The sequence below is a fragment of the Propionibacterium ruminifibrarum genome, from assembly GCF_900289195.1.
Classification (GTDB): Bacteria; Actinomycetota; Actinomycetes; order Propionibacteriales; family Propionibacteriaceae; genus Propionibacterium; species Propionibacterium ruminifibrarum.
Genome location: NZ_OMOH01000005.1, coordinates 128,491 through 141,607, shown reverse-complemented (window position 1 = coordinate 141,607; position 13,117 = coordinate 128,491). Strand labels below are relative to the sequence as shown.

At 61.5% G+C, this 13,117-nt stretch carries 2 protein-coding genes and 1 pseudogene; all 3 read right to left on the bottom strand.

Translation table 11 applies throughout. The features are described 5' to 3' along the window. The 3 genes and pseudogenes from PROPJV5_RS07335 to PROPJV5_RS07330 all read right to left on the bottom strand — a co-directional run bounded on the left by PROPJV5_RS07335 (nucleotide 1) and on the right by PROPJV5_RS07330 (nucleotide 13,116). The gene (locus tag PROPJV5_RS07335) at nucleotides 1-10,443 is read right to left on the bottom strand and encodes an SDR family NAD(P)-dependent oxidoreductase (RefSeq protein ID WP_182858629.1); all 10,443 of its coding nucleotides are present in this window, start codon (nucleotides 10,441-10,443) and stop codon (nucleotides 1-3) included. A gap of 84 nt (nucleotides 10,444-10,527) precedes the next feature. Further along, nucleotides 10,528-10,800, bottom strand: a pseudogene (locus PROPJV5_RS13155) (CurL C-terminal domain-containing protein); the annotation flags it as partial. 9 nt (nucleotides 10,801-10,809) lie between these two features. Further along, nucleotides 10,810-13,116, bottom strand: a complete 2,307-nt coding sequence (locus PROPJV5_RS07330; RefSeq protein ID WP_119715700.1) for a type I polyketide synthase — start codon at nucleotides 13,114-13,116, stop codon at nucleotides 10,810-10,812. Between the last annotated feature and the right edge of the window lies 1 nt (nucleotide 13,117).

The window sequence follows — 13,117 nt, the reverse complement described above, 5'->3', positions numbered from 1 at the left end:
TCAGAACACTCCATGGTCCAGTGCGTTGATCACAAGTTTTTGAGGGATCTCTCCACGCTCGAGGCGCTGCAGCAACTCCAACGTGGTGGGCACGTCGTCGTCCTCGCCGCCAGAATGGGCAGGTCCCGTGACGGAGCCGCCGGAGGACTCAACGGTCATTCCCGAGAAGCCGGCGATCTCGACCACGATCAGGCCGGAATCGTCGATGACGACAATGTCGTACTTGGCCAAGTGTCGCGAGCGCTCCTCGTCGAAGGTCTGCGCTACGGCGGGAACGACGTGCACAGTGCACGTGTCAGGGATTGCTGCATGGATGGTGATAGCGTCCGCTCCCAAGGGAATCATGGCCTGCTGCCCCTGCCGCCCCCGCATCCCCGTTATCGCCACGGCCTGGAATGCACCGTCCAGTAGCGCGGGATGCAGATCCATCCCGTGGCTGGGCTGCCATCCACCGGGCAGTTCGAGATCTGCAACCAGCTCCGCCTCGCTCACGCGGGCCCTGAGCACCGTCTGCATGCCCTGCCCGTAAGCCATACCGACCTGGGCGAATCGCTCATAGATGGCGCGGGCTTCCAGCTCGATGGAAGGCTGACCGCCGACCGACCACCCATCACTGTGGCGCTCGGCGGCCTGTCGGTCTCCCACCTCGAGGCTCGCCTCGAAGGCACGCGGCGAGGACTTGTTGCCAGCATGGACCGTCAAGTCGATGGTCCGACCCTCTCGCCGAACCTCGACGTCCAGATCCATGTCGGCCTGAACAGCTACGGGAACCCGCCACACGACGTTGCGGATGACTGTCACGGGCTGCTCGGCAGCGGCTGACGCCACCTGGTTCGCGAACTGCAGGTATCCAGCTCCCGGGAGCAGAGCCCTGCCATGGATGACGTGGTCGGACACAGCCATCCACGCGGGATCGAGATGGATGCGGAAACCCACCGCCTCCAGTGTCGAGGTGTTGGCGACAATCGGCGTGGGATCCGGAGGGACGACGACCGGCGAAGAAGGACCGGGGTCCAGCCACAGGGCATTTCGTTCGCAGGGGTACAGCGGAAGACTGACTCTGCGCACGGGCCCTTCGGCCACACCCGTCCAGTCCACGGAGTTCCCACTCACATAGGCCTCCGCAATCTTCGGGAGATCACGTGCAGCGCACCACTCGGCGATGACAGCCTTGTCGTCACGACGTCGGCTCCCGGCCACGGACGCAAAGACGGTTGGGCTGGTCTCACCGGCTAGCAGAAGGCGGATACCTGCCAGAAGCTCCGCAGGGGTATCGGCGATCACCGCTGCTCTGGCCCCCGTCTGGTGGACCCTGCCCACCTGCATGGTGAAGGCGATGTCACCGCAGGATGGCAGATCCTCGCGAACACCAAGCCCTTCAGCAGCCGAAATCATCGCCTTTTCCTCCAAGTGGCCCGCAATTGCTCCAACCGAATCCAAGTCGGCTATCTCGGACCAGTTGCACCTGTGGCCCGAAAACTCCTCGATGCGCCTCGCCAGGACGTCCCACAAGGTACTGTCCATGCCCAGCTCGTCCAGTGCCAGTGCCGCATCCACGTCCCCGGCATCGGGCAGGCCGAGCAGCTCGGCCAGTGCGCCGCACAACGCGGGCAGCATTCTCGAACCCGGTTCGGATCGCGCCTGCGACCCAGTAAGGAAGGTCTCCCAGACCGTCAGCAATCTGCGCATCCCCGCGTCATTGCGTGCGGAGAACGGGACTAATCCAGGTCCCCGCAGGGTAGCTTCCCGACCGGGTGCCGGAAGGTACTCCTCAAGGACGAGATGGGAATTTGCGCCCCCTGCGCCGAACGAACTCACGCCTGCCAACAAAGAGCCGTGCACCCCATCATGAATGGTACCAGTGGGCTGCCAGGGCTCCACCTTGTGGGGCACGCGGAACGGTGTCTCGGCGAACGCGATCTGCGGGTTCAGCACCTCGCTGTGAAGCGACGGGACCACGGCGTGATGCCGAAGTTGTTCTACGGTCTTCACGACCGAAACGACGCCGGCCGCACCCTCGGCATGCCCGATATTGGACTTGACCGAACCGATCCAGCAGAAATCCCGATCATGAGTGCTGCGCGAGAACGCCATCGTCAGACCGCGGATCTCAATAGGGTCACCTAGTTCAGTGCCTGTCCCGTGGGCCTCGATGTAGCTGATGTCGCGCGCGGATACACCCGATTTCTCTAGCGCCGAGAGAATCGCCTCCGACTGGGCCACTGGATTCGTCACGGTGTATCCGTTTGTCTTGCCGCCATGGTTGATGGCGGTCCCCCGAATTAGCGCATGGATATGGTCACCGTCCCGCTCGGCCTTCGATAGCGGCTTGAGGAGCAGAGATGCGACGCCCTCACCCGGCACATATCCGTCGCCACCCTCACCGAAGGCGTGACACCGACCATCGGACGCGAGAAAGTGCTGTGAACTCAGGAACCGGTATTTATCCGGATGCACCGTGACGTTCACACCACCGGCCACGGCCATATCGCAATCACCCCGACGAAGAGCTTCACAGGCTAGATGGATGGCGGTCAAGGAGGATGAACACATGGTGTCAACTGCCAGCGATGGACCAGTAAAATTGAAGACATAGGAAGTTCGGTTCGCAATTGAGGCGAAGGTAGAACTGGTGATTGTCTCCTTACCAGCAAGGGTGCGCTCCAGAGCCAACAATTGGTAATGCCCATACATGACTCCGACGTAGACACCAACGTTGACCGGATCCTTCGGAAAGGCGCAGTAACCGGCCTCTTCAAGGGTTCCGAAGACGTTCTCAAGGAACAGTCGCTCCTGCGGATCGATATGCCTGGCATCGACGAATGGAATCTTGAATAACAGGGGATCGAATCCAGCCACGTCATCCAAGAACGCTCCCCACTTCGAGTAGATGCATGATTCCCCTCGAGCATGCTTGTCCGCGAATACCTTCAGATCCCATCGATCGGCAGGAATCTCGGTGACGCAGTCCTTCCCGTCGCAAAGGTTCGTCCAGAACTCGGCGATCGAATCGGCCCCGGGGAATCTTCCGTTCATCCCGATAATAGCGATGGGTTCCTCTGCCGCGAACAGCGCTGCCTCTTCGAAAGACTGCACGCTCGTCGCTCGTCGTGGTTGGGCGATAACCGAAGCCTGCACCTCGACAGATGTCGACTCGAGCGCTGCGTCTTCAACGAACGGCAGGGCAGAGGTCATCATTGGCTCTTCCCGACGTGCGGCAAGCGCCTCAACCGCTGCTCTGCGTTCCTCAAGCAGGTGGGCTGCCAGTGACGAGATCGAATTGTGCTCGAAGAAGATGGTCCGTTCCAGTCCCGGGAAGTCCACGGCCAGCTTGTCATTGAGGCTCAGAATCATCAGAGAGTCGATACCGAACTCCTCGAAGTCATCATCCTCATCGAACTCATCGACCGCGTAACCACTGGCCTCTGCGATGAGTCGCTTGAGGTGATCGATGCAGACCTCCATCAGGTCGTCCTGCTGCTTGGCAGCCCTCACGGGGGCCGCGATACCAGCTGATCGCTGTGTCGCATGGGTGAAACGGAACAGACGACGCAACGGCGTCGGGCGCCCGTGCAGGGGAACGATTCGGGTGCGCCCCAGTTTCGTGATCCATTCGAACAGGTCGATCCCGGAGTCGGTACGCAGCAGCGACATACCCGTGTTCTCCGCGAATGAGTCGACCCCGCCGGGGATGGGCATCCCGCCGTCCGCCCACATCGGCCAGTCGATGCACAGCGTGGCGCCCCTTCGACGCCCATTCCTGACCTCGTTCTCGCGCTGCTCCGCGAAACCATCAAGCAGCGCATTGGCTGCGCCATAGGTGCCTGATCCCATGTCGCCGACTAGAGCGGAAACAGACGAGAAGACGATGAACTGGGTCAGGTCATCTTGTGCCGTCTCTGCATCTAGGTTCACCGCGCCAGTGATTTTGGCGGCAAGAACGCGTTCAATGTCGGTCAGCGGGGCATCCAAGAACATGCGGGAACTCATCACACCTGCGGCATGGATTACCGCATCTATTTGACCCCACCTGGACCTGATCGTCTCCACAGACGTCGCCACGCGGTGGCGGTCGCTCACGTCACAGGGGATGTAGAGCCCCTCGCCCCCCATGTCACGCAGCTCCGCCAGCAGTTGCTCACGACGGTCGTCAAGTGGAGAGCGTCCCAGGATAGCGATCCTCATGTGGTGATCGGCAGCGAGCTTTCTGGCTAATGCCTGCCCAATCTTCCCCATCCCGCCCGACAGGACGCATACACCTCCATCGGGGAGCCCTGTCCCTTCAGCAACCAGTTCGTGGTCGTCGAGAGCACGCATCGATTCCATGAGGGTGACATCCCGCATGATCCTCACCCGAGTGCCCGAAGGCAGATTCGTCATCCTGTCCAAACGGCGGAGCGCCCCCTCCGCCGACACGGATGCATCCACTTCTGCGATCGTCCAGTGCACATTCGGCACCACCGCTGGCATTGATCGCGCAAGACCCAGGGCGGCCATTGGAGTCAGCGAGGTCACCGAATCAGGCCTCGGTGCAAGGACTGTCACCTGGACCCTAGCTCCTGCGGAGCTGACCGCCGCCCTCACCACCCCGGCGAGAAGATCAAGTCCTCCCTGGCCGCGCAGATCCTCGGCGGAATCCGCACCGCTGAGGTCAACGACAACACGGGACAACCCTTGGCATCTGTTGGCCACGTCATTAAGGAGATTGGCGTCCCGCGCGATCTCCACAATGCCCTTGTCAGCATCGTCGGCTCGTCGCTCCCGCGACTCCTGCGGGACGACCAGCACGGCCATGCTCCCCGGATGGCCAGCGACAAGACCCCGGGACAAAGACGCGAAACCTTCGTTGCGCGTTCCGATGAGCAGCACTGGTTCTGCACCCGACGAAGCCACTGGGCGAGCGGTGGGTACCTCGACCCATTGGGGGACAAGGAAGAATTCCCGGTCATCATTCGTATAGTCCCGGGGAAGACCGCGCACCATGAGGTTGTTGAACCGTACGCACTCGTTCCCATCCTCGTCGAGGATCGAGACATTGAACAACATGCTCTGGATCCGCCTGCTGCTAGTGCCGGATCCCATGGTCACAACGGCGAAGCAATGCGCGGGACACTCCGCAAAGACCTCGACACGCTCCACGGAGAAGGGGACGTAAGTGGAGCTGTGGCGCTGTTCCGAGATTGCCGCAATCGACCGAATGGCACCGTCCACCAGGCTGGGGTGCACCTTGAACCGATGATCGTCCACACCGGCGATACCCTCCGGGAGTCGCAGTTCCGTCACCGCCCCGTGAGCCTGCGACCAGATTGCGCTGGTGACCCTAAATCCGGGTCCGTAGTCAAAACCAATCCGCGGATACAGGGTCCCGTAGCAGTACTCACGAGATAGCTCGCGGTCCGCCTCCTGAATCCTCCCCGGCACGTCGATCGTCATAGGTGCGGAGCGGATGCCATCACTCACCACGCAGCAGCAATGCCGAACGGTTCCCACTGAGGACCTGCTGGACACGACGAGGTCGAAGGCTCCGTGCTGTGAAGGACGCGGTGTCGCATCAACGATGAGCTCGATCTCAGGTTCCTTCATCTCGAGGATCTGCTCCCACACCAGCCCGGACACGGTACAAGCCTGCGACATCCCCAGTTGGCGCCCAACCGCGTGGGCCAATTCGACGTAAGCCGTGCCAGGCAGCACCTTGCGACCGTTGACGACATGGTGCGCAACGAGGAACTCCGTGTCGCGCAGGGTCTTGGCGAACCGCTTCGCTCCTGATTCGGTGTCCGAGCATTCATCTATCATGGGGTGAAGGGAATTCGTCACTGATTGCGGAGCGGCGGAGCTATCTGCCGCTGTCACGCCGAGGCCGAGGGTCATAGCGAACGACGGAACCCCGTCCGTCGCCCAGCAACGGACCCGTTCCATGGGGGTCGGGGGAAGCCACGCGCGACGCGTCAATTGATCCTGGGCGATCTTCCATTCGACGGTTTCTCCCCGCAGGAAGGCCACCACCTGTTCAGAACTTTCAAGCACGGCGCCAGGATGGTTCCGCACCACTACCGCTTCCTCGTCGCCGAACGTAGCCGACATGAGGACGTCGACACCAGGCACTACGGACTCCCCCTCCAGTGCGCGTCGGACCTGATCTACGCCAGTCCCCGACTGAACGAGCACGACAGCGCGATGCGAGTACTGCTCCCGCCCATTGCGGAGTGTGTTGGCGACGTCCGCAAGATTCGGCGGCACCGATCCGCTCAGGGCTTTAGCGTGATTGCGCATGTGCTCGACGAGCGCTCGTTCGCTCCGCGCGGAGAAAACCAAGAACTGTGCACCGTCGGACGGTCGTACCCCTTCGGCTCGGAACTCCTCCAGCGCGATGTGGGCGTTGGCACCCCCAAAGCCGAACGAACTGACCCCAGCGCGTCGGGACTCTCCATCACCGCGGTTCGGCCACGGAGACGTCTCCCTCTGAATGGCGAACGGAGAGTCCTCCAGGGCCAGATACGGGTTCAGTTCCCCCAGTGTCGGATGGCCGGGAATCGTCGCTTCACGCAGCATCATCACGACCTTGGCGATTCCCGCCACACCGGCCGCTGCTTCGAGGTGACCGATGTTGGCCTTGACCGTGCCGATCGAACAGGTCTTGTCCGACCACAACTCTCCGGTCGGCGACAGACTGCGGAAGCCCTGACGCAGACCATCGATCTCGACAGGATCCCCCAACCTAGTCCCGGTGCCGTGCGCCTCGATGTAGCCGATACCCGAGGAATCGAGATCGCCCGATCGCCATGCGTCACGGATGACCTCGGCCTGCATTCTGGGATTGGGGGCCGTCAACGAGCTGGCATGCCCGCCGTGGTTCACGGCAGTTCCCCGGATCACCGCCAGAACTGGATCCCCATCGGACGTGGCTGCTGACAAGGGCTTGATCAGCAGCGTACCGACGCCCTCACCGCGCACATAACCGTCAGCTGCCACATCAAAGCTATGGCAGTTGCCAGACGGCGACAGCATGCCAGCGCGGGAGAAAGCGGTGTGCAGCAGGGGACTGACGATCACGTTGACCCCACCGGCAACAGCAGCATCGCACGTACCGCTGCGGATGGCTTCACAGGCACGGTGAATGGCCACTAGTGAACTCGAGCAAGCCGTGTCAATCGGCTCCGACGGCCCCGTCCAGTTGAAGTGGAAAGAAGCGCGGTTCACCAAGACGCTGTGCGAGGCTCCCGTCGAGGTGTAGGCATCAACCGGAAACGCGGATTCCTGGAGGACGTTCGAGTAGTCTGCTGTGGCGACCCCGATAAAGATGCCAGTCCTAGAACCAGCCATGTCGCTGACGCGTCTGCCCGAGCTTTCGATCGTCCTGTGGATCGATTCGAGTACCAGCCGCTGTTGGGGGTCCATGAACTTCGCCTCGCGCGGCGAGATACCGAACAGGGAACGATCGAAGTCTTGTACCTCAGCCATGAACGCGCCGTGATGCGATACCGGATCCTGCCCGGCCCTCGCCAGATCGGCGTCGAGAGCTTGCCAGTCCCAGCGGTCCGAGGGGACCTGCGAAGTCATGCAGTCACAATCGATGAGATGCTTCCAGTACTGGTGAATGTCACGAGATCCTGGCATCACGACATCGAGACCCACGATCGCGAAGGCATCATCGGCAGACCTATTATCTCCGGGAAGAGCCGCTGCGACCGCAGTCGGCGCATCGAAGGACCCCGATGCTTTGAAAGAGCGCAGCACGCTGGGCTCCTCGGCACTGACGAGGTGCTCCACCAGCTTGTCAAAGGTCGTGGCGCTGAAGAATAGCGCTGGCGTGATGGAGGTGCCGAACCGGGCATTGATGTCGTTGGCAAGGTCGACCATCGTCAGCGACGTATAGCCGTACTCCTGGAAGGTACGGGACGGATCGAAATCGTCCTCGGACAGTTTGATCGAAGAAATGATGATGGACCGGAGTCCTTGCTCGACCCACGCGCGCAGGTCTGTTCCCGGACCGGACACCTGCCGCCTAACCGGGGGCACGGACTGCGGAGCCACCCCTAGGTGCGCCTTGATCCGCTCCCGGTCGCCTGCGACAACGATCACCTGCTGCATGCCACCGCCCAATGAGCGGGCAATCGACGCCAAGCCCTGGTCATTGGTCAACGGTGTGATCCCGAACACGGTAGCGAACATCGACAGCACGTTCGGCTCGATGTGGATACCGCCATCGCGCCATACGGACCAGTCCAGCGCCACCGTGTGCAGTCGACTGTCGTTCGAACCATCGACTGCCAGTCCATCCATGAACCCGTTAGCGAACGCATAGTCAGACTGTCCCGTATTGCCCGTCACGGACGCCATCGATGAGGCAAGAACCAGGAAACGAGCATGCCGCTCTTCCAACGCCCTGCGCAGATTCCAAGCACCGGCGACCTTGGGCTCAAGCACCGACCGAGACTGCGAAACATGCGGAACCGACAGCATGGTGTCATGGGTGGTGCCAGCGCAGTGGAAGACACCGTCGATCGGTCCCAGCGCCCGCTCGGTCTCATCCAGACACTCCACGACCGAGTGGGCGTCGCCAAGATCCACAACCCGGTACTCGACACGGCCGCCACGCGCCGCCAAGGCGTCGATGCGCGCGCGACGCTCCGCGTCCAGAGGTGTCCTGCCCCACAGCATGAGGTTCGTACCGCGACAGGCCAAGCGATCAGCAAGCAGACTACCGATGGCACCCATACCGCCTGTGATCACGTAGACGCCAGGCCCGGTGGCCTCCTCCAGACGCGCGGTACCAGCACTGGAACATGGAACTACACGCGGTTCCATGAGTTGGTCACCAACCCAGGTCACGAATCCAGGGGGGGCCGCCAGAAGCACGCGGCGAACACGCGACCCAAAGCGTACATCGCGGGGGTCGGCTGCCAGGACGGTGACCTTGGTCTGAGGCGACTCCAAGGTCATTGTCAGAGCGAATGCCCTTAGCGCTCGAGTAAGTCGTGCGGGCGCGTCTGGTTCCACCAACACCACCTGCGGCAGGGTCGGGGCCCGGGTGATGAGATGACTCTCGAGGCTGGCCAGCAGATCATGGATGGCCATGACTGCAGATGGTTCATCGACCCCAGGAACCCCACAGCCGGTGAGGTCGATGACTATCGCCCGAACATCCCGGCAGGGCAGCACCTCGTTGCGCATCCATTCCTGCTGTTCTCCCTCCCGCAATGCGGAACAAGAGGGAGTGTCAACACCAATGACCTCCCCGGTTCGCCCCAGGGCCTCCCACATCCGGGTGGTCACGTTCACCAAGCCAAGGCTGCCCTCCAGCCCCGGGGATTCGCTGAGTGCGACCGGAACCTGCTCGAAAGTGAAGGAGTGGACGTCGCTGTCGTGGGAAGGCCCCGATGACAGATCCTTGAAACGAAAGCCCTCCACTGCCACGGCGCGTGTGCCATCAGGTTGGTAAATTGTCACGTCATAGCTGAATTCCCCCGGGCGTCCTGCCACAGACCGAGTAGCGTAGGCGAAGCAACGTGGCAGGGGCCGGGAAAACCACCCGACCCTGTCGATTCCGACGGGCAACGACGTAGCGCCAGCAGGTGCCAGCCAGTAGACGCTCTCGAGGGCTCCGTCGAAGATAGAGGGGTGCAACAGGAAGTCTTCGTGGTCCGTCACAAACTTCTCGGGCATTACTATCTCTGCCATGGCCCGGTCGGCGTTGAACGCAATGGTCCTGATCGCGTTGAACGAAGGACCCAACATGAGTCCCGTCCCACGAATCTCGGCGTAGCATGCTTCGCGATCAAGACGAGGACCCAGTTCCCCGAACATCCTGTCGATGTCCAGATTCATCGGGTGCGCTCGAAAGGCGGTCGGATCCGCCACGCCGTCGAGGATCGTCCCGGTGCAGTGAACTGTTTCCTCACCGCTCCGGCGCGTGCACACGCGGAACGATCCGGTGCCCGCTGCGACCCCGTGCAGTTCCAGTTCGGGCTCGTCATCGCTACCCTGGACCACCAATGGGCTGTGGTAGACGATGTCCCTCAGCTCATGGGGACCGGGAAGGGCAAAAGCACCCGAGGACGCCACGGCGAATTCAATGTATCCCACGCCGGGGAAGACGTGTTGCTGAGCAACAATATGGTCGGCCAGCCAGAAGTCATCCACATGGAGGGTCCGCACACGACATTCCTGTCCCGCACGACGTTCTGTCGCACCACGCAAGCCAGGCAGCGGATATTCTACGCCGGGCAGGGACGAAGGCGTAGCCCCTGGCTCGACGGCTGACTGCTCGACCCACAGGCTGGTGCGCTCGAACGGGTAAGAAGGCAGGGCCACCACAACACGATCTGGGGCGTTAAAAAACGAAGCCAAGTCCAATGTTCCACCTGACTCGATATGTCCTCGCACGAGTGCCTGCGCTTCCAGACGCAACCGGGAATCCTCACTGCGCAGTTCCGAGACCACCTCGGGCCCCAGCTCGGGCAGTTCCTCTACTCTGTGAGGGACACCCCCATCCACCATCCGTGACCGCAGACCCTCAGCGAGACCGCTGAACGAACTCGCGAAGACCACGATCCTGTGTGCAAAACGGGATCTCCTCTGGCACGTCGTATATGACGCCCATGCGAGTTCGATGCCTTCCGGACCCGAATCAGCCCATTGGATCAGACGCCGCGCCGAACGCTCGAGGGCTTGCGAGCTCTTCGCGGACACCACGAATGGATACTCCACAGTGTGGGTACACCCTTGGTCACGGTGGCTCGACAACACGCCCCGTTCAGCCTGGGATTGTAAGGAAGTGGTTGGACGTAAAATAACCATTTTGCGCTCCTACAGGGCCTCTCGGACGACCATGTGACAATTGGTTCCGCTGAACCCGAACGAGCTCAACGCAGCGACCCGTCTTGAATGTTCTGGAATCTCCCACGCCACGGCCTCCGTATTGATGCGAAACGGCGATCCATCGAGGTCGATCTTGTCGGTTAACCGTTCGAAATTCGTGAGCGGCGGCACTATCTTCTTCTCGATCGCCTTGAGGACCTTGATCAGGCTCGTGATCCCCGCTGCCATCGTGGTGTGCCCCACATTATTCTTCACCGAACCGAGATGACAGAAGCTCTCGTCTCTGGTGTACCTCGAAAATGCTTTCTGAAGAGCCCGGACCTCGATGGGGTCGCCAAGCGCGGTGCCGGTTCCATGTGCCTCCAGTAAGGTGATGTCACGAGCATCGATGTCATAGCGAGAGTAAACCTCAAGCTCGAGCTCGGCCTGGGCACTTGGGCTGGGGGCCGTGATCCCATTGGTGCGACCGTCCTGATTCACTCCAGAACCAAGGATCACGCCAAGGATGCGATCCCCGTCCGCGATCGCGTCGGCATGACGCTTGAGAACAACCGCCGCAGCGGCTTCTCCCATCGCAATCCCGTCCGCTCGGGCATCGAAAGCCCGGCATTCTCCGGTTGGTGAGCCCATCCCGGCATCGAGGACCTGCATGTATAGCGAGTCACCGACCATCAGGCGAATCCCTCCGGCCAGTGCCAACTCGACGTCTCCGTACCGCAAAGCCTGACAGGCATCGTGGATGGCGACGAGCGAGGAGGAGCATGCGGTATCGATCGCCTGGCTGGGGCCACGCAGGTTAAGATAATAAGAGACCCTAGCCGGCAGGATGGAGCTGGCGTTGCCAGCGAAGACCTGTGACTGGTTCGGGATGTTTCCCTGGGCTAAGCGGTCCTGGTAGTCACCCATCCCTGCGCCAACCCAGACCCCAACCCGGCGACCATCTAGATGATCCTCGGACAGTCCGGCGTGCTCGAATGCATGGAAAGCCACCTGCAGGAACACCCGCTGCTGTGGATCCATAATCTCTGCGTCGATCGGAGAGACGTTGAAGAACAACGGATCGAAAAGATCGATACCGCGCAGCAGGGCGGGCCGAATGGTATCCGGATAGGTCCGCGATCCGTTGCGCCGCCCCCACCGGTGCTTCGGAACGGGACGCATGCTGACCACCCCGTTGACCAAGTTGTCCCAGAACTCCTCCACGTCATCAGCATCAGGGAACACCCCAGCCATGCCGATGACGGCGATCGCATCCCCGTCGGTGCTGTGCAGCGGGGGGGCTGCTTCGCTTTTCTGGCTACGCACGCCGGGGGCCAACTTCCTCGCACCCCCCCTGGGATGGTCGGAGCCCCGCAGTAACACCGGGCCTGCGGCCGGGGTCGGATCCGCCGTCAGGGAGGCGAGCGGAACCGCCTTCAGGGGCGCCGAGCCGGATCGCGCGTCCGATCGTGTACCACTGGAGTTATCCCCTGACTGTGCTAGCCCTTGAAGAAATTGTCCTCGCATGTCCACGAAGCTTGTGTCGTGGTACAACACCCGTTTTTCCTGTGATTCGAATCGCAGGGCACCTTCATCGCCGTCGCGCAGGGCACTCCCCTGCTCGTGGGAGGGATCCATCTGAGTTGCGATGTAGCTTGCTAGATCATCAAGGTCCGGATGGTCGTAGAGAACCACCGAGTCGAGATTCACTCCGAACCGGAGGTTGCACTCGCGCACCACTTCCAGTCCGCTGATCGAGTCAACTCCCATCTCCTGGAAGGTAAGTTCTGCGTCGAGGTCTTGGGGTTCAAGATGCAGGATTCCCGCCAAAGCGTCCATGATCCCCGTTCTGACCTGTTCCAAGGGCACTTGGTGCTGCTCGGGGCTGGACAGGAAGGTGGCGCCGGTAGCGACAACGTCCCCTGTCAGAGAATCGATATGCGCCGCCAGATCACCCACGTGCGGATAGTCGTACAGAATGGTGGATTCGAGGTTCAGTCCATACCGCACATTGAGTTCTCTGACAATTTCCAAGCCACTGATCGAATCGGCACCCATCTCAGAGAAGCTCAGGTCGTCGGTTACCTCATCGGGATCAATGTGCAGCCTGTCGGCAACACAATCCCGAACAGCGCCCCTGATTGTCTCCAATGACCGTCCACCAAGCGATGGCTGACCGCAGGGAGCAGGAGTCCGCGGCCCGGTTGCAGGGTGCGGCACCTGACAGGGCGCTTCCGAACGCTTAAGTAGCGACAGCGCTTCCTCACGACTTAGGACCCCATCCGCCAGACGGGCGAAAATCTCCATGCGATCCATC

Excerpts from the sequence above, each read along its gene's own strand:
- PROPJV5_RS07330 (WP_119715700.1), bottom strand. The coding sequence starts at position 13,116 with ATGGATCGCATGGAGATTTTCGCCCGTCTGGCGGATGGGGTCCTAAGT.